Annotated in this window: 24 protein-coding genes, 1 tRNA gene and 1 other RNA gene; 7 read left to right on the top strand and 19 right to left on the bottom strand. The window is 41.8% G+C overall.

The features are described 5' to 3' along the window. Positions 1-465 precede the first annotated feature (465 nt). The 7 genes from ACRYKC_RS02730 to tadA all read right to left on the bottom strand — a co-directional run bounded on the left by ACRYKC_RS02730 (position 466) and on the right by tadA (position 4766). Complete coding sequence (locus ACRYKC_RS02730; protein WP_433805109.1) at positions 466-729, bottom strand: pro-sigmaK processing inhibitor BofA family protein; 264 nt, start codon at positions 727-729, stop codon at positions 466-468. Positions 730-800: 71 nt separating this feature from the next. Beyond that, positions 801-1016 (bottom strand): YaaL family protein, encoded by a 216-nt coding sequence (locus ACRYKC_RS02725; protein ID WP_085027054.1) that lies wholly within the window; start codon positions 1014-1016, stop codon positions 801-803. 13 nt (positions 1017-1029) lie between these two features. Further along, positions 1030-1626 (bottom strand): recombination mediator RecR, encoded by a 597-nt coding sequence (gene recR / locus ACRYKC_RS02720; protein WP_085027056.1) that lies wholly within the window; start codon positions 1624-1626, stop codon positions 1030-1032. Between the two features lie 11 nt (positions 1627-1637). Further along, on the bottom strand, positions 1638-1955 hold the full coding sequence (locus ACRYKC_RS02715; RefSeq protein ID WP_085027058.1) for a YbaB/EbfC family nucleoid-associated protein: 318 nt from the start codon (positions 1953-1955) through the stop codon (positions 1638-1640). Positions 1956-1979: 24 nt separating this feature from the next. Continuing rightward, a complete protein-coding gene (dnaX, locus tag ACRYKC_RS02710; RefSeq protein WP_433805107.1) occupies positions 1980-3689 on the bottom strand; it encodes a DNA polymerase III subunit gamma/tau in 1710 nt (569 codons plus the stop codon). Between the two features lie 278 nt (positions 3690-3967). Then, positions 3968-4233: signal recognition particle sRNA large type (gene ffs, locus ACRYKC_RS02705), an RNA gene on the bottom strand. 41 nt (positions 4234-4274) lie between these two features. Beyond that, positions 4275-4766 (bottom strand): tRNA adenosine(34) deaminase TadA, encoded by a 492-nt coding sequence (tadA, locus tag ACRYKC_RS02700; RefSeq protein ID WP_433805106.1) that lies wholly within the window; start codon positions 4764-4766, stop codon positions 4275-4277. 80 nt (positions 4767-4846) lie between these two features. Here tadA and ACRYKC_RS02695 point away from each other — a divergent pair, with 80 nt between their 5' ends. Further along, positions 4847-6136, top strand: coding sequence for a glycosyl hydrolase family 18 protein (locus ACRYKC_RS02695; RefSeq protein ID WP_433805105.1), 1290 nt, complete (start codon positions 4847-4849; stop codon positions 6134-6136). A gap of 54 nt (positions 6137-6190) precedes the next feature. Here ACRYKC_RS02695 and ACRYKC_RS02690 read toward each other — a convergent pair whose 3' ends face one another. The 5 genes from ACRYKC_RS02690 to acsA all read right to left on the bottom strand — a co-directional run bounded on the left by ACRYKC_RS02690 (position 6191) and on the right by acsA (position 12306). Continuing rightward, a complete protein-coding gene (locus ACRYKC_RS02690) occupies positions 6191-6958 on the bottom strand; it encodes a DUF3891 family protein (protein WP_433805104.1) in 768 nt (255 codons plus the stop codon). 146 nt (positions 6959-7104) lie between these two features. Further along, complete coding sequence (locus ACRYKC_RS02685) at positions 7105-7617, bottom strand: type 1 glutamine amidotransferase domain-containing protein (RefSeq protein WP_433805103.1); 513 nt, start codon at positions 7615-7617, stop codon at positions 7105-7107. 95 nt (positions 7618-7712) lie between these two features. Next, positions 7713-9035, bottom strand: coding sequence for a lysine N(6)-hydroxylase/L-ornithine N(5)-oxygenase family protein (locus ACRYKC_RS02680; RefSeq protein WP_433805102.1), 1323 nt, complete (start codon positions 9033-9035; stop codon positions 7713-7715). Positions 9036-9057: 22 nt separating this feature from the next. Further along, positions 9058-10359 carry a purine/pyrimidine permease gene (locus ACRYKC_RS02675; RefSeq protein ID WP_433805101.1) on the bottom strand — a complete coding sequence of 434 codons (1302 nt, stop codon included), beginning with the start codon at positions 10357-10359 and terminating at the stop codon, positions 9058-9060. 237 nt (positions 10360-10596) lie between these two features. Beyond that, on the bottom strand, positions 10597-12306 hold the full coding sequence (acsA, locus tag ACRYKC_RS02670) for an acetate--CoA ligase (RefSeq protein ID WP_433805100.1): 1710 nt from the start codon (positions 12304-12306) through the stop codon (positions 10597-10599). 419 nt (positions 12307-12725) lie between these two features. Here acsA and queF point away from each other — a divergent pair, with 419 nt between their 5' ends. Continuing rightward, a complete protein-coding gene (gene queF, locus ACRYKC_RS02665) occupies positions 12726-13220 on the top strand; it encodes a preQ(1) synthase (protein WP_433805099.1) in 495 nt (164 codons plus the stop codon). Between the two features lie 70 nt (positions 13221-13290). Next, positions 13291-14103: an AAC(3) family N-acetyltransferase gene (locus ACRYKC_RS02660; protein ID WP_433805097.1), complete on the top strand. Its 813-nt coding sequence runs from the start codon at positions 13291-13293 to the stop codon at positions 14101-14103. Positions 14104-14139: 36 nt separating this feature from the next. On the opposite strand, the gene aldA is transcribed toward ACRYKC_RS02660, so the two are convergent. Beyond that, positions 14140-15591, bottom strand: a complete 1452-nt coding sequence (gene aldA, locus ACRYKC_RS02655) for an aldehyde dehydrogenase (RefSeq protein WP_433805096.1) — start codon at positions 15589-15591, stop codon at positions 14140-14142. 129 nt (positions 15592-15720) lie between these two features. Here aldA and ACRYKC_RS02650 point away from each other — a divergent pair, with 129 nt between their 5' ends. Next, positions 15721-15909 carry a hypothetical protein gene (locus ACRYKC_RS02650; protein ID WP_433805095.1) on the top strand — a complete coding sequence of 63 codons (189 nt, stop codon included), beginning with the start codon at positions 15721-15723 and terminating at the stop codon, positions 15907-15909. A 29-nt stretch (positions 15910-15938) separates the two neighbouring features. Here the strand turns inward: ACRYKC_RS02650 and ACRYKC_RS02645 are convergent, their stop codons facing one another. From ACRYKC_RS02645 to ACRYKC_RS02635, 3 genes are all read right to left on the bottom strand, one after another. Further along, positions 15939-16190, bottom strand: coding sequence for a hypothetical protein (locus ACRYKC_RS02645; protein ID WP_433805094.1), 252 nt, complete (start codon positions 16188-16190; stop codon positions 15939-15941). Positions 16191-16298: 108 nt separating this feature from the next. After that, positions 16299-16403 carry a YjcZ family sporulation protein gene (locus ACRYKC_RS02640; protein ID WP_085027086.1) on the bottom strand — a complete coding sequence of 35 codons (105 nt, stop codon included), beginning with the start codon at positions 16401-16403 and terminating at the stop codon, positions 16299-16301. 84 nt (positions 16404-16487) lie between these two features. Further along, positions 16488-17141, bottom strand: coding sequence for a M50 family metallopeptidase (locus ACRYKC_RS02635; protein ID WP_433805092.1), 654 nt, complete (start codon positions 17139-17141; stop codon positions 16488-16490). A 99-nt stretch (positions 17142-17240) separates the two neighbouring features. Between ACRYKC_RS02635 and modA the strand changes: the two genes are divergently transcribed. Genes modA through ACRYKC_RS02620 form a run of 3 tightly spaced genes read left to right on the top strand, consistent with a single transcriptional unit; the run spans position 17241 to position 19324 of the window. Beyond that, positions 17241-18011, top strand: coding sequence for a molybdate ABC transporter substrate-binding protein (gene modA / locus ACRYKC_RS02630; protein ID WP_433805090.1), 771 nt, complete (start codon positions 17241-17243; stop codon positions 18009-18011). Further along, complete coding sequence (gene modB / locus ACRYKC_RS02625) at positions 18011-18685, top strand: molybdate ABC transporter permease subunit (RefSeq protein WP_433805132.1); 675 nt, start codon at positions 18011-18013, stop codon at positions 18683-18685. Before modA ends, modB begins: the two co-directional genes overlap by 1 nt. Before the next feature lie 18 nt (positions 18686-18703). After that, positions 18704-19324 (top strand): ATP-binding cassette domain-containing protein, encoded by a 621-nt coding sequence (locus ACRYKC_RS02620; RefSeq protein ID WP_433805089.1) that lies wholly within the window; start codon positions 18704-18706, stop codon positions 19322-19324. A gap of 412 nt (positions 19325-19736) precedes the next feature. Here the strand turns inward: ACRYKC_RS02620 and ACRYKC_RS02615 are convergent, their stop codons facing one another. From ACRYKC_RS02615 to ACRYKC_RS02605, 3 genes are all read right to left on the bottom strand, one after another. Continuing rightward, positions 19737-19877 (bottom strand): DUF6241 domain-containing protein, encoded by a 141-nt coding sequence (locus tag ACRYKC_RS02615; protein ID WP_433805088.1) that lies wholly within the window; start codon positions 19875-19877, stop codon positions 19737-19739. A gap of 111 nt (positions 19878-19988) precedes the next feature. Beyond that, positions 19989-20222 carry a hypothetical protein gene (locus ACRYKC_RS02610; RefSeq protein ID WP_433805087.1) on the bottom strand — a complete coding sequence of 78 codons (234 nt, stop codon included), beginning with the start codon at positions 20220-20222 and terminating at the stop codon, positions 19989-19991. Positions 20223-20658: 436 nt separating this feature from the next. Next, positions 20659-20731 (bottom strand) — tRNA-Arg (locus ACRYKC_RS02605). Between the last annotated feature and the right edge of the window lie 193 nt (positions 20732-20924).

Raw genomic sequence — 20924 nt, 5'->3', positions numbered from 1 at the left:
TGTAAGCCGTTTTCGGCTTGCCGCTTCTCTTTTGAAGCGACGCTTACTAATTTATCATGTAAAGTTACTGTGTGTCAATAACTTTTTTTATGAGATTTTGTAAGCTGTTTTGTTAAAACCCGCTTTCTTTGAAGCGACAAGTAATAATATAGCATGCTATGAAAATGAACGCAACCCTTTTTTCTTATTTTTTTTCGTATATTACGAGATTACTATTTAATAAGCTGAACTCCGTAAGCGAGTGGTTTAATCATTCCATGTTCAACGATGTCCGACACGTCTTGTGCCATCGTTGAACTGAACCTCGTCCTGAGGTACCACGACAAGCATATGATAAGCGATGGAGTGGATATTTTTCATACATAATCGATTGGCTTATAACCTCAAGGAACTAGGTGCAGCCTACACCGTCGCGTTATTTACACACAAATAAAAAAAGATAAGGACATATAGCCTCATCTTTTTCTAAAGTAACCATAAATGTATAGCTGCCAGTGACAATACACCTGGTACACCAAGGAGTCCAGAGACGACAGCCGTGAAACCATTAATAGGAACATGCAAACCAAATTGCGCTCCGAACAGATTTACGAAAAAAAGAAGGATAACAGCAACGATTAACCTAGTGAGAAGTTGTCCCGCCCATTTAATTGGAGCAGATGGCAACCCGACAATCAATAAAAAAGGAATGGCTAGTCCTAACAATAAGATGACTAACACCGGATCCATAAAAAACCCCCTGTCCACTTATATACTGTTCTAAAGTCAGTATATGTGATGGAACAAGGGGATAGTACAAGTTATGATAAAGCATTGATTTGACGAAATCTTGCTTCTCGCAATAAGTAAAAATATTTCGCTTTAACAAGGGCTAGTTCTGTCAGTCCCTCGTCACTCGGCTCAATACTCTGATTTATGATCGTGTTCAGCGTTTCCCACTCATGCTTGAGTGTTCTTATATTAGAAAGAAGCTCTTGATCAATCTCTTTCCTAATCTTTTTATGTCTACCGAACATAGAACCATCCTTTTTACAGTTCTCTTCTTCCTTCAAGTGCCTTGGATAAAGTTACTTCGTCCGCATACTCTAAGTCTCCTCCAACCGGAAGACCGTGGGCAATACGTGTCATACGTATTCCCGAAGGTTTCACTAATCGAGAGATATACATGGCCGTAGCTTCTCCCTCAATATTAGGATTGGTGGCCAGAATCAGCTCTTCGACTCCTTCATCTTTCAATCGATTAATCAAACTTGCCACATTAATGTCTTCAGGACCAATGCCGTCCATCGGCGAAATAGCTCCGTGCAGCACGTGGTACTTCCCGCTAAACTCTTTCATCTTCTCCATCGCGATCACATCTTTCGGATCTTGAACGACACAAATCAATGTTTGATCGCGGGAATCATCCTGACAAATTGAGCAAGGGTCTTGATCGGTAATATGACCGCAGATCGAGCAGTGAGTCAGTTCTCTTTTAGCGTTCACTAATGACTTAGCAAAATCAAGAACATCGTCCTCTTCCATCTCCAGCACGAAAAAAGCCAGGCGGACAGCCGTCTTAGGGCCGATCCCTGGCAGCTTCGTAAAACTGTCGATCAGTTTAGAAATTGGTTCCGGGTAATACATGAGAATTCCTCCTAGAACATTCCTCCAGGCATACCTTTCGTGAACTGTCCCATAGTATCGTTTGTTTTATCATCCACTTGCTTCAACACATCGTTCGTTGCTGTGATGATCAAATCTTGAAGCATTTCTACATCATCTGGATCTACAACTTCTTCATCGATTTCGATATCTGTAATTTCTTTTTTCCCGTTAGCAACAACTTTAACCATTCCGCCGCCAGCAGAAGATTCAAAAGTCATTTCGTAAAGCTCTTCTTGAGCTTTCATCATTTTCTTCTGCATCTTTTGCATTTGTTTCATCATATTGTTCATATTTCCTCCACCACGCATGGCGAATTCCTCCTTTAATATCATTTAATCTTGGATTTCTATCAAATCATCTCCGACGAGCTTGCGTGCTTCTGAGACGAGCGGATCGTCATTCCCTTCAGAAGATGGATTATCAGATGTTTCTTCATCGCCGTCCTCAGGGGAATTTTTTTGTTTACGCACATATTCCTCGCGTATTTCCTGCCAATTCGGCTCCGGAATAGGGATGATCGTCAAAGGTTTTCCTATGAATTCTGTAAGCAAGGGCTCAATTGTACTTTGGTGCTCCATTGCCAAGGAACAATGGATGTCATAGCGAAAAGCAAGTACCAACGCTTTTGAAGAAGCTGCTCTCGGCTTACTATTCAGTAAAGTTGCATGAGCCGGTGCATTGTTCCGCTTCAATGCATCCATGAAATCTGCCCAATGACCTTGAACATTTTTAATTTCTTCCTTAGATGCCTCATTTAATACTTGGCGTATCCGTTCATAAGGTACATTATATCCTTTTCGTCCGGATTTTGCAGGTGTTCGCTTTGGCTTCGATGGTTTAGCCGCTTGCTGTTCTACCCCGTTTTGCTTCAAACTCGTCAATTCTCTCTCGAGTTCAGTAATTTTCTTAGAAAGCTGATTCAGAGCTTCTGATTCAGCAAGCTGCGATACAGAAGCAGGCTTGACTTCCACCATATTCAAAAGGGCAATTTCAATAAACACTTTAGGACTTGTTGTCCATTTCATTTCTTGCTGGCATTGATTGAGCTCTCGTATTGCCTGCTGAATCCAGTGGGCAGATAACTGTTCAGCCAGCATACGAAACGTATCATCAGGAATGGCACGTTCCAAATTATGTTCAAGATCTGGAGCACTTTGGAATAATAGGACGTCTCGAAGATAATAAATTAAGTCAAAGACAAAACGGCCCGGATCTTTTCCTTGCTGTATCAAGTCATCTACTGCTTCAAGAGCTGCTTTCACCTCTTGTTCGTATAAAGCTCTAACGACTTCAGCCAGTTTCCCTTGGGAGACTGAACCGGTTACTGCTAATACATCCTCAACAGTAACTTCTTCTTCACTATAGGAAATGGCCTGATCTAGCAAACTTAAAGCATCCCTCATCCCGCCTTCTGCTGTTAAAGCCACAATTTCCAAAGCTTCACGAGCAATGGTGATCTCCTCAGCAGAGATAATGGCCTCCATCCGATCAACCATCGCTTTCTGAGATATCCGTTTGAAGTCAAATCGCTGACATCTTGAAATAATGGTAAGTGGAATTTTGTGAGGCTCTGTCGTTGCTAAAATAAATATAACATGACGAGGGGGTTCTTCTAACGTCTTAAGCAAAGCATTAAAAGCTCCCATGGAGAGCATGTGGACTTCATCAATAATATATACTTTGTAAGGTACCGCGCTTGGTGCATACTTTACCTTGTCCCGGATTTCACGAATTTGTTCTACCCCGTTGTTGGAAGCAGCATCGATTTCAATAACGTCCGAGATCGACCCATCTTGGATACCAAGACACGCCGCACACTCATTGCAGGGTTCCTTCACAGGGGAACGTTCGCAGTTCACGGCTTTAGCAAAAATTTTCGCAGCACTTGTTTTACCCGTCCCCCGTGGACCGGAGAACAGATAGGCATGCGAAAATTTATCTTGTTCAATCGCGTTTTGCAGTGTGCGTGTAATATGGGTTTGTCCGACCACATCTTCAAAGTTTTTTGGGCGCCAGACACGATACAAAGCCTGATAGCTCATATAACCGTTCTCCCTTTTTAGTCTCTCATCCATTATACCTGATTGGTGCATTGGATGTGAACCTTAGTTCTTCGACGACATTCGCTTCTAACTTAAGGCTTTAGTTTTTAAATTAGAGGTAATCATTCCATTATGTAAATGAGTGAAAAGGAATGAAAACGAACTAATCCTCACAACCCTCTATTTAATTAAGCCGAATATAATAGAAAAAGCCGTTATGAAAATGTCTCATAACGACTTTTTTATATAATAACCTAATAGTAAATTCATATGTAATGCCGTGCACCCACCGTCGATGGCGTGGCCCCAAGCGTTACTTATGATTACGGCTCGACCCAGGCACTCCCGCGGCACACGAGAGGGACAGCTTACTGCTGCTTCCTTCCGGACCTGACAGGGTTCACTGATTCCCGTTGCGCAGGACCTGGGTGTCAACACCGGTCACATAAGGCAGACCTTGAGGCCACACCACCTCGGGTGGGGATTCGGCCTCGCTGTAGCGGATTGCGAGTATAGGGCACCGCTAATTCCCCGCTTAGCACGACAATTACTAGTATAGCTACTTTTTTCAAAAAATGCAATGAATTATTTTTGTAAATTATTAGTAGATGGACTTGTTTTCTTCTTATTACGCAGCTCTCGGAAAAACTGAGTCAAAAGGTCACCACATGTTTCTCCCAAGACCCCAGCTGAGATTTCTGCTCTGTGATTAAACCGCTCATCATCTAATAAATTCATTAAAGAACCAACACATCCCGCTTTCGGATCTTTTGCTCCATAAACGACTCTCGGGATTCTGGATTGTAAAATAGCTCCTGCACACATCGGACATGGTTCCAGGGTGACATATAACGTGCAATCTTCCAGTCTCCAGCTTCCGATTGCCTGATTGGCTCGTTCGATAGCTATGAATTCAGCATGAGAAGAAGCGAGCTGGGATGTCTCTCTTTGATTGTAACCTTTGGCGATGATTTCATCATTAAAAACAATGACCGCTCCAATTGGAACTTCGCCTTCTGCCTCTGCTTTTTTTGCTTCTTTTATAGCTAATTGCATATAGTGTTCGTCAGTGTTCATAAGAGACCCCTTCTATTTCATAAGAATATTTCCGCTTTCCGTATTCATACATTGATAATGATGAGAAAGGAGCGATGTACATGCAAATCCATGTCGTCCAGCCAGGTGACAGTGTATTTTCGATAGCTGGTCTCTATGATAGTACGCCAAATGCCATCATTGATGCAAACGAACTGGAAACCCCTGGAGACCTCGTAGTCGGTCAAGCTATAGTTGTGCCGATTGTCGGTCAGTTTTATTTTGTCCAGCCCGGAGACAGCTTATATACCATTGCTCAGCAGTTTGGTTTATCCGCAAACCAGCTCGCTGAAGTAAACGGCCTGCAGGCAAATGCAGCGCTGCCTGTAGGATTAAGACTGTATATCCCTGAACAACCGCCAACCTTAATTTCTGCCAATGCTTATATTGAGCCTTTTGGAGGGGAAGTCTCCGAAGTTCTGCGATCTTCAGCTGAACAACGAGCACCGCTGCTTACTTATTTAGCTCCCTTTAGTTATGAAATCATACCGGATGGCACATTAAAAGCGCCGCCGCTTGATAACTTCAAAGCAATCGCTGATAACAATGACGCCTCACTTATGATGGTTGTCACGAACTTAGCGGAAGGCGAGTTCAGCGCAGAACTTGGGCGAACGATCCTGACAAACGAAAACGTACAAAACACCCTTCTTGATAACATCGTTAAAACAGCGAAAGAAGTCGGGTTTAGAGACGTTCATTTCGATATGGAATTTCTGCCTCCAGAGCTAAAGGAAAATTACAACCAGTTCCTTAGAAAAGCGAAGCAGAGGCTTTCTGCAGAAGGTCTCCTTATGTCGACCGCCCTTGCTCCAAAAACGAGTGCTGAACAAGAAGGTGCCTGGTATGAAGCACACGATTATAAAGCGCATGGAGAAATTGCCGATTTCGTCGTATTAATGACCTATGAATGGGGTTACAGTGGAGGCCCTCCTCGTGCTGTTTCACCGATTGGACCTGTCACTGAAGTGGTGGATTATGCGCTGACTGAAATGCCGGCAAATAAAATATTATTAGGCCAAAATTTGTACGGGTACGACTGGACGCTCCCCTATGAACCTGGTGGAGAGTTTGCGAAAGCCGTGAGCCCTCAGAGAGCTATTCAGATTGCAAGGGAAAACAATGTTCCAATTTCCTATGACCAAGAGGAACAGGCTCCCTATTTTACGTATACGGACTCGGAAGGAAATGATCATGAAGTCTGGTTTGAGGATGCTCGTTCCATCCAGAAGAAATTTGACCTTATTAAGGATCGCGGTCTGAAAGGTATCAGTTACTGGAAGCTTGGTCTATCCTTTCCACAAAATTGGGCTCTGCTCGGTAGTCAGTTCAACGTCGAAAAGAATCAATGAAATTTTCCGCATCAGACAGTCCTGGCAGCAATAAGGCTGTCTGACAGCGGTGTTTTACTCTTCTGATATAATCTTCACCGTTCGCTGTGCCGTTTCAGCCTCATGATAAGCCTTCTCCAGCCCTTTTTCCTCAATAGCTTTTTTGGAAACGGAGCGATAAGGAATATGCACCTCGAAAGGACGTGAAAATGGAAAAGAGTTTACCGACACTTGTGTTTGGTCTACCCAGTTAGCCATTATTCCGTCCGGAGCAAAATCAAAGGTTTGTCTAAATCCATCTTTAAACCATGGTACTTCTTGTTCCTTCGGTATCCCCGGTTCTTGCATACATACATATAAAGACAAATCATCACAAAATTGGAGCCGTTTGAAATGAAGATGATAGATATCCTTAGGAACATCCATTTTCATTGCTTTAAATAGATCTTCCTGCCTCTTCTTTTCCTCTCCAATAAACTGAAGGATGGCTGGATCGTCACTATCCTCTGAAAAGAAAGACATATAATGCATGCTGCAGAGCATTCCAGCATAAAGCGAGCGTTCAGCAACTTCCTTTATCCCACGCTGATAAGCCTCTATTTTCTCCTTTATAGGATAATCAATGAACGTATAAGGCCTGTTCTTCTCATCATTCCACTTTGGATGTTCATCTAAAGGAATCCAGGCACGGTCATGTTGGGCAATGGCCCAATCGGCTTCTTCCCTCAACTTTGATCGCAACAGGAAATTTTTCTTCCACTCCAAAACCATTTGACCAGATATTTGTGCATGGTCGTGCTGCTTAATCATCAGAAATTCATTTTCACGCTCCTGGACAATCATATCTTCCCTCCTATGTAGTCGATCCCTTCACTCATTCTTTTATCTTTCATTATAGGACAATTACAGCCACAACTCCATAAGTGGACATTCCACCGAAAAAGGAAAAGCCGCGAGGGAAGCCCCCGCGGCTTACTTTAATTTATTTCTTATTGTAGTAATTTTAAGGATTCACGGTTGAAGGCAGGAATATCATCTGGCTGACGACTTGTCACCAGCTGATCTTGACAAACAACAACCTCCTGGTCTTGGTAGTCCACGCCTGCATATTCCATATCAACAGCAATTGATTTGAAACCAGTGGCCTTTCTACCTTCGAGTGTCTTCGCTGTAATTAAAAGCTGTGGACCGTGGCAAATTGCGAAAACAGGTTTTTTCTCATCCATAAAGTGTTTAGCTAAAGTTACGAATTTCTCGTCGCCACGAAGCTGATCGGGTGAAAAGCCTCCCGGGATAAGAAGCGCGTCAAAATCATTCGGGTTCACATCATCAATAGATTTATCGATTTTTACAGATGCTTCTCCTTGTTTTCCTTTTACTTCTTTACCGGCTTCCCATTCAATTGTAGTAATTTCATGACCTTCATTTTTAAAAGCCTCTGCAGGCTGAGTGTATTCGACATCTTCAAACATAGACGTAATGACGCAAGCGATCTTACTCATATAATCATCTCCTTGAAGGGTAGTGTTTAATTTATTCACATAGGATGTCTTCCCCTTGTTCCCAAAATTAAACATTTCACATTCTTATGAGATGGTTAGGATGTGCCATAGTCTTTCATAGAAAATTGCTGGAATGTTGTATCTTCTTGATTCTTGTAAACTTCTTTTCCTGCAATCGTATTGATGATGTGGACGTTTCTATGAACCGACAACCCTAAGTTCGTAGCTCCTGCTCCATGTGAATGAACGAGATTAGTCAAACTGAAAAAGTGGTGGTTTCGATCATCATTAAACATTAGTCGATAATCTCTAGTCACTTTAAACATTTTTTCATCTTCCCATTCGATATTTTCTTTATAACGATTCATAAACCATTCAGGGATGTGCGGTTTGTAGCCTGTGGCTAAGACTACTTTTTCAGTATCGTATTTGTACTCCACATCTTCCTGCCATTGTTTACAGTGAAGAACATACCCGTCTTTTTGACCTTCTATTTTCTGAACCTCAGTCATTGGCTGAATGAGAACTCGGCTCTCTTTCATTCCAGCCGTACGATGATAAAGCTTTGTGTACAGCCTTTCAAGGGTTTGAGGATCAATTCCGTTACGAAGCGGCTTTAAGGTGTCCAGCGTCTGTTTTCTTTGATCAAATTCTAGGTTATGGAAATAATCCACGTAATCCGGCGTAAAGGCTTCTTGAGCAAACTTTGCTTTATCCAGCTGAAACAGCCCACCCGTCCGTGTTAATAACGTTACCTTCATGTCTTGGCGCTCCTGCTCCTCGAGCAAATCAAGGAAAATTTCAATTGCACTTTGTCCTGACCCGACTACTGTTACATGTTTTGATTTAAGGAGGTGGTCTTTTTCAAATAAATATCGGCTGGAGTGGATAACATCTTCATTAGGAAGACCATCCATCCCATCAAGCACCAATGGTTGACTCCCTGTTCCAAGCACCACATGCTTTGCATTAAAGTGTTTTCTCTCTCCTGTCGTCTTTTCCTTCACGATTACCTCGTAATGAGGGTTGTCTGCTTCTTTTTTGTCAAGGACATCCTCCACCACGTGGCCGAAGTATAAACTCTTTAACTGGCCGGCTACCCATTGCAGATAGTGATTAAACTCTTGCCGCGGGACCTCGAAATGACGATGGAAAAAGAAAGGGAACATCCGGTTATGTTCATGCAGGTAATTCATAAATGTATAACGACTCTTCGGATCCGCAAATGTAGCCAAATCAGCAAGAAACGGAACTTGGAGATCCATTTTCTCGATTAGCATTCCAGGGTGCCACATGAACTCAGGAGTCTTTTCAAAAAAGAGCGCATTTACTTCATCCGTCTGGTCAATCAGTGCCGCTAGTCCAAGATTATAAGGGCCGACCCCAATCCCTATTACATCGTATAATTGTCTTTCCAATGCAATCACTTCCTCTATATCTTTACGTTTTCGACTCTTTCCAAAGCTGTTCCATAATAATGACCAATACTGTTCCGACTAATAATCCATTACTCATTAAATTTTGTACAATGCCAGGCAGCCCCTTGAACACCTCAGCAGGAAGGAACATAAGCCCAATTCCTAGTAAAAATGAGATGCACAAGATGGTTAACCTTCTCTCGTCCAATGTTTCACTGGCAATGTTACTGATTCCAAGTCCCATTAGCTGAACAAAGGTAGCAAGCAGTGCTGCATTAGCAACTGGCGATGGGATCCCAGAAATAAAGGCGACTAAAGATGGAAAGAAAGCAATGATCATTAATAAGGCAGATGCATATAAAAATGGAGCTTTCTTCTTTTGACCTGTTAAATGGATGAAACCCGAGGACGACGCCAAAGGTACATTAGCGATCGATGAAAACATCGCTGATATTCCATGGGTGACACCTAAAAAGCTGCTTCCCTGATTAATTTGATTGTAAGAGTAGGTGGGCTTACCATAAATCGAGTGACTTACCGCTACCACTGAAGCGACGATATTAGACAGAAGAATGACGGCAGTAATAAAAGCGAGCGGTACAATGCCCCACTCGAAGTGAGGAATGCCCCAGGCCAGCCACTCCGGCGCTGAAATGAACGGTGATTCCCCTCCACTTTCTTTCGTGCTGCCTACCCAGACAATATATAAAAGCCAGCCTACACTGATACCGATTAAAACGGCGTAGCTCTTCAGCCAGCCTTTTGCAAAAATCGATAACCCAAGTACGGAACAAAATGTGACAAACGCGACAACTGTCTGATCTACATGAATGGCTTCTACTTGTTGCTGAATGCCAAGCATGCCCCGCAAAAAAGTTCCGCTTAATTGGACGGTCAGTAAAAATAAAAAAGCCCCCGTTACTAACGGAGTAAATACAAATAACACCCGATGGGCTAATCGAAAAACTCCAAAAACCAGAAGAAATACCCCTGTTAAAATCATAGCCGCTTCTAGGGTTTGCAGCGTTTCTATGTAGCTTTTTCCCGATTGAGCACCTGAATATGCCATCACAGCAAAAATACTAATCCATAATCCTGCCGGTCCTTCCATGATGGGCAGTTTATGGCCGAACATTCCCTGCAGAAATGAAGTGATGCCTACGACAAAGAACGTACGCTGCATCAGCCCCGAGACCTGGGCGAAGCTTAAATCAAAGATTGAACCAATGACTATGGGAAGCGCCACAGAACTGGCTAACAAAAAAACGAACCATTGTATGGTTTCCAATGTGGTGCCTAGAAAAGATTGATTTGATTCGTTCATGATGTTCCACCTGCAATTTCTCTCTATTTAGCATTTCCTTAATTATCCTCTTCATCCTAACACAGCCCTCTAAGACTGTCTCATTTGAAATGTCGAGCTTTCTGTTTCACGTGGAACAACTTTCTTTAGATCTATGAAATGTCTCGTATTCGTCCTAGATAAGTAGGGATGCATGAAGATATTTTGTGGTTGATTAAAAAAGAAGCGTACCAATCAGGCACGCTTCTTTCGGCTTTTTTATTCTTCTAGCGTAGATGTGTCTCCTGTCGGCAATCCAAGTTCCCACGATTTCAGCAAGCGACGCATAATTTTACCACTACGCGTTTTTGGAATCGTATCTTTGATTTCGATCTCTCTTGGAGCCGCATGAGCACTTAAACCTTTTTTCACGAATTGGCGGATATCTTCTAACAGATCATCCGACTCTTGATAGCCTTCCCGGAGTGTAACGAAGGCTTTGATGATCTCTCCGCGCTCTGGATCCGGTTTTCCAATGACTCCAGCTTCTGCAACGGCTTCGTGTTCGATCAGCTTACTTTCTACTTCAAAAGGACCTACACGTTCACCAGAAGTATTGATTACATCATCAAGTCGTCCCTGGAACCAGAAGTAACCGTCTTCATCCATATAGGCACTGTCACCTGATACATACCAGCCATTCAAGAAATAACTTTCATACTTCCCTGGGTTATTCCAGATGGCACGCATCATGGATGGCCAGCCTTCCTTAATCGCTAGATTCCCCATTTGATTTGGTGGCAGTTCATTCCCATCGTTATCCACGATTGCCGCTTCAATTCCAGGGAATGGTTTACCCATGGAACCTGGACGCATATCCATCGCAGGATAGTTACAAATGAGCATGGCACCTGTTTCAGTCATCCACCATGTATCGTGGATTCTCAAGTCGAAGGCTTCCAGTCCCCATGTAATGACCTCTGGGTTTAATGGCTCTCCAACACTCAATACGTGTCGTAATGAGGATAAGTCATGTTTCTTAGCAACCTCAGCGCCAGCACTCAATAATTTTCTGAACGCTGTCGGTGCGGAATACCATACGGAAACATTCTTCTCAGCAATTGTTCCGTACCAGTCATCTGGACTGAAACGGCCGCCGCGTATAACGTTCGTCACTCCATTCAGCCATGGAGCAAAGATTCCGTAACTCGTTCCCGTTACCCAGCCTGGGTCAGCCGTACACCAGTACACATCGTCTTCCTTCAAATCAAGCACCCATTTACCTGTCTGATAATGCTGAATCATTGCATTATGCACATGATAAACCCCTTTTGGCTTACCAGTGGAACCAGAAGTGTAATGGAGAAGCATTCCATCTTCAAGGTCTACCCATTCGATTTCAAAGTCCTCAGAAGCATTTTTCATTTCTTCTTCGTATGAAATGTAGTTGCCTGGAGCATCTCCTCCAACGAGAACAATCTGTTTTAAAGCGGGAAGATCATCGACCGGGACACGCTCCAATAACTCAGGAGTCGTAATCAGCATCGTTGCTTCACTATCTTCCAAACGATCCCGTACCGCTTGTTCCATGAAAGCTTCAAAAAGTGGACCAGCAATGGCTCCGACTTTTAAAATACCGAAAAAGGTTGCATAAAATTCCGGGCTTCTAGGCATGAACAAGAAAACACGGTCGCCTTTTTCTATATTGTGTTTCTTCAGTACATTCGCAAACTTATTACTTTGCACTTTCAAATCGTCGAAAGTTAACTCTTCTTCACGATCAGGTGCTGAGTACTTTAACGCTACCTGATTCTTCTTTTGTGGATCGGCGGCATATTTATCGATTGCTTCATAAGCAATGTTCACCTTGCCCGTTTCACTCCACGTAAAGTTACTTTTCACTTCATCCCAATTGAAATGGTTGTACGTTTCTTTGTAGTTTTCCATGTTGTGATTGCCTGATCTTGCTGGGATTGGTTGCATATCCATTAAATCACCTCATCAGAATGTTTTTTGTAAACGTTTTCTACTTGTGCCTAAAGTAAGCTCTGTCGTTTACAGAGCTCTTTCAATGGGGTATTTTCAGAATTTTTCATGAATTACTTCTTATTTTAGGGGAAAAGGAAAGATTTTTAAAGGGAAATGACTAAATATTTACATAATTAGGTCAAGAGAAGGAAGTCGATTGACAGTGATTCGCAGCATTTATATAATAATTGAAGCAATAATTCTCATAATTAAGAGGTTTCTTAGCACCCCTCTATAAAAAACTAAGGAAGCTGAACTTTTAATCCGCAGCCCTTAGAGTTGCGGATTTTTTTGTATAATCTTCCACCTCAGGTCATCCAATATCTGGATGACCTGAGGTGACAAAATAAACCAAAAACAACTCAAGAGGAGTGTTAGCTATGCCTGGCCGTAAAGAAGATGACTTAGATCTATCCCTTCTAGGGAATCAAAATAATGAATATTCGTTTGAGTACGATCCTGCCGTTCTAGAAACATTCGATAACCAGCACCCGAATCGAGACTATTTTGTTAAATTTAATTGTCCTGAATTTACGACTCTATGTCCGAAAACAAGACAGCCGGACTTCGCAACTATTTACATCAGCTACATCCCGGATCAGAAAATGGTTGAAAGTAAGTCACTGAAACTCTATCTATTCAGCTTTCGTAATCATGGAGACTTCCATGAAGACAGCGTCAATACTATTATAAATGATTTAATTGAATTGATGGATCCTCGCTACATTGAAGTGTGGGGAAAATTCACTCCAAGAGGTGGCATTTCTATCGATCCTTATTGCAACTATGGTAAGCCGGGGACGAAATTCGAACAAATGGCTGACCATCGCATGATGAATCATGATATGTATCCAGAAACAATTGATAATCGCTGAGTTATAACGGAAAGCCTTATTTATAGGGCTTTCCTTTTTTGTATAATCGTAAATAAAGGGGGTAATCCTATTGAGCGAGAAAAAAGTCATTGATCAAACATTCGAACCTCAAACCGTAGAAAGCCTGAAACAAGACTTATCTAACCTAGGAATAAAAGAAGGAGACCTCATTCTCGTCCACGCTTCCATGAAAGCGATCGGTTGGACAAGCGGAGGCCCGCAAGCTGTCATCCAATCCTTAATGGACACTATTACAACGGAAGGAACGTTAGTGTTCCAAACTCATTCACCGACGCTCTCAGACCCTGTCGAATGGGAAAATCCACCTGTACCAAATAATTGGCATGAAACAATAAGAAATACAATGCCTGCCTTCGATCCAAATAAGACCCCTTCTACGTATTTAGGCGTACTTCCTGAATTATTTCGTAAGTTTCCTGATGTTTACCGTAGTTATCACCCGGCATTTTCTATATCAGCCTGGGGGAAAGAAGCAGAGCAAATGACAGAAAGACATGAATTGTCTTATCCTTTGAGCGACACATCTCCCCTCGGTCAAGCCTATGAAAGAGAGGCAAAAGTTTTATTACTTGGCGTAGGATACGATTCAAACACTAGCTTTCATTTATCGGAACACCGCTCTCATGTACGTAAAGAAAAGACTAGAGGTGCTCCGTTAATGAAAGAAGGCAAGACACAATGGATCACTTACGCAGATGTCGATATCGATGATGAACCATTTGAAAAAATCGGTGCAGAATTCGAACAAGCTTACGTGGTCCAAAAAGGGAAAGTCGGTAATGCAGGTGCCCGTCTATTTTCTATAAGAAAGTCTGTTGATTTCGCTACAGAATGGTTAAAAAAGAACCTTTCTTCACAATAAAAGGGTGCCCGTTAAGGACACCCTTTTTTATATTTTTTATTGTTTATCGTTTTTATATTGCATATAGACGACTTGAGTGACAAGAAAGTCTTCCATTCCGTGCTTCCCATCTGCACCGCCTAAGCCAGATTTACGCATTCCAGCGTGATAGCCTTGAACAGCTTCAAAATTCTCTCGGTTAACAAAGGTCTCACCGAACTTCAATTCATTAACGACTCGCATTGCCTCATGCATATTTTCTGTATAGACGGAAGAAGAAAGTCCATATTCTGTATCATTCCCTTTTTCAATTGCTTCATCAAGAGTTTTGAACGTTGCAACCGGAATAACAGGTCCAAAGATCTCCTCCTGCATAATGGCCATGTCATGCTCCACGTTAGTTAGAATCGTTGGTTTGAAAAAGAAGCCTTTCTCATGATCCGGTCTTTCACCACCAAATTCTACCTTCGCTCCTGCATTGAGCGCTTCTTTCACCATTTGTTCGACTTCTTCTAAGCGATCCTGGCTGACCAGCGGGCCTACATCAGCTTCCTTATTCTCACGCGGATCACCAATGGTCAGAGATTCAAAGCGATGCCGTAATTTTTCAATAAGCTTATCAGCCACACTTTCATGAACATACACCCTCTCCGCATTCGTACACGCCTGGCCATTGTTTGCCAGTCTTGAAATAGTGATGTTCTCTGCCGCGACATCAAGATCTGCGTTCGCTGTTACGATGGCAGGAGCTTTACCTCCTAACTCCAGGTTCACTTTTGTAATATTTTGCGCGGCTGCTTCCATGACTTTCGTACCTGCAGGAACACTCCCTGTCATCGAAATCATATGCACATGTTTATGGGAAGCGAGGGCATTTCCGATTTCTGATCCTGTTCCTGTGACGACATTGTACACACCTTTCGGAATTTCATCCATAGAATGTATGATCTTAGTAAATTCCATCGCCGTATTTGGAGTCTGCTGGCTTGGTTTCAATACAATCGTACAGCCAGTTACTAGTGCTGTAGCTACTTTCCTGGCCAAAATAAAGACAGGAAAGTTCCATGGAACGATGCCGCCAACCACGCCGATCGGCTTTTTATAGATAAATATATTTTCATTCGCACGGTCACTGGGAACGATTTCCCCTTCAATCCGGCGAGCCCATTCGGACATGTAGCGGAAATAATCGATAGCTAGATCAACTTCACCGCTCGCAAGCTCGTAGTCTTTTCCTTGTTCTTCTTGCAAAAGGTCGATGAAGGTGGCCCGATTCTCTTCAATTCGATCTCCTAACTGACGCACAATTTTTCCTCGCTCGATGTTTGGAGTCAACTCCCAGCCTTTCTGGGCGTCCAGCGCTGCCTGGACTGCACGGTCTACATCCTCTTTTGTCCCTTTTGGCGTTTTTGAAATGACTTCTTCTGTCGCTGGATTCATAATATCTATCCATTCGTTTCCGGTTGATTCTGTATATTCACCATTAATATAGAGTTGATGTTCCTTCAAGAAAATTCCTCCTAAAATGATTTATGACACTCTTTCCACCATCGAATCTATCATAAACCAAAGAGTCGGTTAATCTTTTGCCAACAAGGGAAAAGCAGTAATAACCCGAATGAGAAAGAAGGAGATACGATGAAGGAACAAAATCAAATGCTTTGGATTTTAGGGGTAATTGGCTTATGTAACCTCATCGCCTCTATTATTCTGTATATATCCATTCAAAACCCTATGATATCTGGACTGCTCTTCGTATCAGGACTCCTTCTAATCACAGGCGGTATTGTCGATCGGAGGGAACGGAAGAAGAAAAAGAAAGATTAAAAAAAGTCCTTTCAATAAGGACTCCTTTTTTACCACTCTAATACAAAACCTTTAATTTTTTTCATTCCGCCTTCTTCACTTTTCTGTTCAGCTGCAAAGTAAGGATCTTCTTCGTTCAAGTGATAGTTTAACGATTCAGGATCGAGGTAGAGCTTATACTCCAAGTCATTGACTTTATGCAGAGTAATATCGGGTATAGTCGTTTGATTTGCTTCCTCATCAATGATCAGGATGTCAATATGATCATACCCGTGTGTAATTAAGCGCTCTTTTAAATCCATAATACCAATCCTCCGTACACTATAGTCTTTTTTTCCAATACCCTGAAATCATTCTATAAAAACTAATTTTATGTAAGAAAGCGGGGATACCGCTTTCAACTTTTATAATTAATAACCGTATCCGCGGCCACCTACAAAAGATGCACCGATGATGATCAATAGGATGAACAAGACAACTAATAGCGCGAAACCTCCGCCATATCCGTAGCTCATTTGCCTACCTCCTCTCTTGCTTACTTTACTACCTTATTCACTTTCAAAAGGTTAGGCAGGGCAGGAGCGGAGTTTTTTATTTTTTTATAAAAAAACTCGACGGAGAGTAAGCCAGGCAAAGTATAAAGCTTGAGCGAAAAATGCGATTCCCCAAATCGGGGACGGTATGAATTTAGTCGCGCGTGCTAAATTTGCGGCATCTCCTGCTTGTAACGGGGAAACAAAGCTGACCCACATGATTTCAAAAGCACTCGTGAGAGCTTCGACGAAGACTAATGAGGCTAAGAAAATTAATACGTACTGGATCAACGTTTGGTTTCCACTCCTCAATAACCATATAAAACCTGCTCCGAACGTAACGATCCAAAACAATCCATACACATTTCTCACCCAAAAAATAAGGTTGATGGCCAAGAAAGCTAACAATATATAAATCATCCATTTGTATTGGCCTTTAACAATAAGATAGAAAAACAAAAACGAAAAAAATGATGCAAATACATAACCTGCCATGCTGGTTAGTACGTGGCTGATCCAAGAAGAATGACCGGTCATCGTTGTACCCGATGTGTTCGGAAGCAGAGATATTCTCCTTACTTCCCCTCCTGTTAATAACGCCATCAAGGAATGTCCGCTTTCGTGAATCATCGTGTTCAATATAGCGAAATATTTCCCTGCAATCGGAAGCTGAGTCAACAGTAAAGCTAAAACTAAGCCAATGAGGATTTGCATTTTCATAACGATGATCCTTTCTTTTTTAGAGTAGGCAGAATGATTCGTCAAAATTTTTATGTGGCGTTATAATAATGATTAACACTTATAACCGAGGACTGAAAAATGATTAAAAAAACAATACCTATTTTATTATTCGTTCTATTCCTATTTGGCTGCGCCTCAGAACCTGAACCAAAAACCACACTGACCATATCAGCTGCAGCAAGCTTAACGGATGCCATTCAAGAAATTGCTAATACATATGAAGAAACACATAACGTTACCATTAGAATGAATTTTGCAGGATCAGGAAAATTAGCTCAGCAAATCGAGCAAGGAGCACCTGTAGACCTCTACTTGTCAGCTAATCAGGCATGGATGAATAAGTTAGTGAATAAAAATCTTGTCGAACCCGATTCCCGGACTGATCTTACATCCAATCGTATCGTACTGATCGGTGCAAAAGGAAAAGAACAGCAGGGTCCACTAGAAGAGCTGCCATCCTGGTCCACTGACCAACAGCTGGCTATTGGAGATCCAGAAAGTGTGCCTGCTGGTACATATACGAAACAAGCACTCCAAACGATTCAAGTTTGGGGGAAAATCCAAAGCCAGCTTGTCTTTTCTAGTGATGTGAGACAAGTACTGGCTTATGTCAAATCAGGAAATGTTGGGTATGGATTTGTCTATGCAAGTGACGCGCAGATCTCAGAGCATATATCCATTCTGTCTACCTTAGACCCAAAATGGCATAAACCGATTATTTATCCTGCTGCCATCCTATCAACTAGCGACCAGAAAAAAGAAGCCAAATCGTTTCTTTCCTATTTATTGAGTGAACCGTCACAAAAAATCCTTCACAACTATGGGTTTCAGAAAGTGGATGATCAATGATGAACGCTTCTCCTTTATGGCTTTCTCTTAAAATAGCCACGATTGCTACTATCATCGTTTTCATAGGAGGAATCATTCTATCAAGGCTTATTTCTCGTAAATTATTTCCCGGGAAAAGTATCGTTGAATCGATCCTATTACTTCCATTGGTTTTACCTCCGACAGTGGTGGGCTTCGGACTGCTCTATCTGTTTGGTAAAAATGGGTGGATAGGCAAGTGGCTGCTTAATTGGTTTGACATTCAAGTGGTTTTCACGTGGACAGGCGCTGTCATTGCTGCCATTGTTGTCTCCTTTCCCTTAATGTATCAAAGTGCATCAGCCGCCTTTCAAAATTACGATCCTAACATCGAAAATGCAGCGTTAACCATGGGGGCTTCAAAGCTTAAAGTCTTTTTCACGATATCGCTTCCTCTTGCCTGGCCAGGGCTGCTGGCGGGGTTAGTCTTAACATTCGCCCGCGCACTAGGTGAATTCGGAGCAACACTTATGATTGCCGGCTATATTCCAGGAGAAACCGACACCATTCCCCTCGCTATTTACTTTGCTGTAGAAGCCGGACGAATGGAACAAGCCAAAATGTGGGTAATTGTCATTCTATGTCTTGGGTTCAGCTCGGTGTTATGGCTCAATTGGTGGACGAAAAGAAGAATATTACCCTATCAAAGAGACTAAACGTATGGAGGCAGTTATATGCTAGAAGTCAACATCCAAAAACAACTGGCTCACTTTCAACTAGACATTCAACTGAACGTAGACAATGAAATCGTCATCCTATTTGGCCCATCCGGTTCGGGTAAAACGACGATATTGAATTGTATCGCCGGGCTTACCAATCCTGATCAAGGGCGAATACAGTTGAAAGACAGGATCATTTATACCGCGAATGTAAAGCCTGTTCCCGTGCAGAAGCGTCAGATTGGATACCTGTTTCAAGACTATGCACTCTTTCCACATATGAATGTAAAGAGGAACATTGAATACGGAGCTACTGATAAGGAATTAACAAAACAGCTGACACGTGTGGTAGGTATTGAACACCTCTTGAATAAATACCCTCGACAAATTTCAGGCGGAGAAAAACAACGTGTAGCTTTAGTGCGTGCTTTAGCCACTGAGCCCGACCTTTTGCTTCTGGATGAACCATTCTCTTCTTTAGATACAAAAACAAGAGAAGAATGTCACCAGGAATTAAAACGGCTGCATGAGATGTGGAAGATTCCGATCGTTATGGTAACCCATGATGAGCACGAAGCTAAAAACCTGGGGGATCGTATCATCTATATGCATAAAGGGCGGGTCGTAAATGAATAAAGAGGCATATCGGCCTGCGATATGCCTCTTTTCTTAAGATGTAAGTATTTTAATTACCATTTTATTGAAACTAGTTCTTTTATCTATTCGTATCTCTATAAAACGTAGATAAAGGAGTGGTTGTATGGCCATGTTCATCTCGTTAGCAGGGATAGCGCTGGTAATTATCATCTCTATTAGATATATGAGAGCAAGCAGAGAGGCTTTTTTAAGTCGTACCGCTTATTTAACCAAAAGGACTGGGATGGTGAAGTGCCATCATTGTGAAACCATAATGAAGCGGCAAAAGCACGGACAACAGTGTCCAAACTGCAGACGCTGGGTGTAGATCGCCCGGCAATACAAGCGATACATTAAGCAAATCTTTGAGAAACAGGCGGCATATCGCTATGAGATACGGGCTTACGGACAGTTATTCAAAATGAGTTTCGATATATTGCTGCTCTTCTGCAGTACTTATAAGCCTAGTTGCTTTTCCTACATTTCCGCCTTTCCATTCCCAAATGGTATTATGAACTTCAACCGCGTTTTCAAAGTTCCCCCATTCTTTCAATACCTACTGGTAGAAATTAAGATGTTCGTATTCTTTTGGTGTTCCTTCAATTTCATTTAATACAGCTTGCATTTCAGCTACCCCATCCACTGTTAACTGTAAATGCCCAGCTCATTTTTTATCTGATTTCACCTTTTGGTGCGACATTTGGTGAAGCATATCTTGGAACAAGGATTCCGTCGGAAGGTTCTCCTCGTCAAGAGAGGCTGCTTCAACTTTCTCTTCAAATTGCTTTTGTGCTTTTTCCTGTTCTTGTGCTTCCTGCTGTTGTTTATTAATATCCGAAAATATTAGGAATAAAAAAATTCCACCAAGTAAAAAAACAGAACCTCCGATTACTAGCATCAACCATTTAAATAAAATCAAACTTACCATTCCTTTCGATTTTAGCTGTTATTCTCTAATATTTTTGTAGACATTGTATTTTTAACTCTCTTTTTCTGATTCCGTTTGTTGTTCATCCCCCATCAATCGTGTACGCTATTTATACCCTACGAAAGATTCAGGTATTTCTGTTTAGACGAGATGAATTCATAGATAGTTTATAATTTCACAAAAAAATTGACATTTTTCGTTAAAAGTTCATTAAACTAGGGTCAAGCTTCATTTCTTTGGTAAAAGTATCTTCTTTTCAGTGAAAAATAAAAAATCCTCTTCAGTAATTCTGTGAAAATCACAAGAAAACGAAAGAGGACGTATGAATATGTATAATTTATGATCTTCTGAAGTAAAAAAAGAGTGAGAGTTTTAGGCTCCCACTCTTCGACACTATATCTGTTAACGCCCCCGGCAGGATTCGAACCTGCGACACACGGTTTAGGAAACCGATGCTCTATCCCCTGAGCTACGGGGGCTAAAAGCGTACGTAGAATATTATACAAAACAACACGCGTGTTGAAAAGCAATTTCTCTCCTAAATTAACCTATTTATGTTACTTACTCTCTTTGTATATGATAAAATGTTATTTGTCTGTCTAAACGTATCGAACTTTGTGTTTTATTGTTATTAACAGCACCCACTGACATCATAAATGAATTATATTTTTA

The organism is Halobacillus sp. A1-3 (assembly GCF_050971765.1).
GTDB lineage: Bacteria > Bacillota > Bacilli > Bacillales > Halobacillaceae > Halobacillus > Halobacillus mangrovi_B.
This window is presented reverse-complemented; position numbering and strand designations above follow the sequence as displayed.

What these genes read in the sequence shown, in the direction of transcription:
- ACRYKC_RS02715 (WP_085027058.1), bottom strand. Translation starts at nt 1,955, where the DNA reads ATGCGTGGTGGAGGAAATATGAACAATATGATGAAACAAATGCAAAAG.
- dnaX (WP_433805107.1), bottom strand. Translation starts at nt 3,689, where the DNA reads ATGAGCTATCAGGCTTTGTATCGTGTCTGGCGCCCAAAAAACTTTGAA.
- recR (WP_085027056.1), bottom strand. Translation starts at nt 1,626, where the DNA reads ATGTATTACCCGGAACCAATTTCTAAACTGATCGACAGTTTTACGAAG.
- ACRYKC_RS02645 (WP_433805094.1), bottom strand. Translation starts at nt 16,190, where the DNA reads ATGGATTTAAAAGAGCGCTTAATTACACACGGGTATGATCATATTGAC.
- ACRYKC_RS02620 (WP_433805089.1), top strand. Translation starts at nt 18,704, where the DNA reads ATGCTAGAAGTCAACATCCAAAAACAACTGGCTCACTTTCAACTAGAC.
- ACRYKC_RS02640 (WP_085027086.1), bottom strand. Translation starts at nt 16,403, where the DNA reads ATGAGCTACGGATATGGCGGAGGTTTCGCGCTATTAGTTGTCTTGTTC.
- queF (WP_433805099.1), top strand. Translation starts at nt 12,726, where the DNA reads ATGCCTGGCCGTAAAGAAGATGACTTAGATCTATCCCTTCTAGGGAAT.
- ACRYKC_RS02675 (WP_433805101.1), bottom strand. Translation starts at nt 10,359, where the DNA reads ATGAACGAATCAAATCAATCTTTTCTAGGCACCACATTGGAAACCATA.
- ACRYKC_RS02690 (WP_433805104.1), bottom strand. Translation starts at nt 6,958, where the DNA reads ATGATTGTCCAGGAGCGTGAAAATGAATTTCTGATGATTAAGCAGCAC.
- acsA (WP_433805100.1), bottom strand. Translation starts at nt 12,306, where the DNA reads ATGGATATGCAACCAATCCCAGCAAGATCAGGCAATCACAACATGGAA.
- ACRYKC_RS02730 (WP_433805109.1), bottom strand. Translation starts at nt 729, where the DNA reads ATGGATCCGGTGTTAGTCATCTTATTGTTAGGACTAGCCATTCCTTTT.
- tadA (WP_433805106.1), bottom strand. Translation starts at nt 4,766, where the DNA reads ATGAACACTGACGAACACTATATGCAATTAGCTATAAAAGAAGCAAAA.
- modA (WP_433805090.1), top strand. Translation starts at nt 17,241, where the DNA reads ATGATTAAAAAAACAATACCTATTTTATTATTCGTTCTATTCCTATTT.
- ACRYKC_RS02610 (WP_433805087.1), bottom strand. Translation starts at nt 20,222, where the DNA reads ATGCTAGTAATCGGAGGTTCTGTTTTTTTACTTGGTGGAATTTTTTTA.
- ACRYKC_RS02685 (WP_433805103.1), bottom strand. Translation starts at nt 7,617, where the DNA reads ATGAGTAAGATCGCTTGCGTCATTACGTCTATGTTTGAAGATGTCGAA.
- ACRYKC_RS02725 (WP_085027054.1), bottom strand. Translation starts at nt 1,016, where the DNA reads ATGTTCGGTAGACATAAAAAGATTAGGAAAGAGATTGATCAAGAGCTT.
- ACRYKC_RS02695 (WP_433805105.1), top strand. Translation starts at nt 4,847, where the DNA reads ATGCAAATCCATGTCGTCCAGCCAGGTGACAGTGTATTTTCGATAGCT.
- ACRYKC_RS02635 (WP_433805092.1), bottom strand. Translation starts at nt 17,141, where the DNA reads ATGAAAATGCAAATCCTCATTGGCTTAGTTTTAGCTTTACTGTTGACT.
- ACRYKC_RS02650 (WP_433805095.1), top strand. Translation starts at nt 15,721, where the DNA reads ATGAAGGAACAAAATCAAATGCTTTGGATTTTAGGGGTAATTGGCTTA.
- modB (WP_433805132.1), top strand. Translation starts at nt 18,011, where the DNA reads ATGAACGCTTCTCCTTTATGGCTTTCTCTTAAAATAGCCACGATTGCT.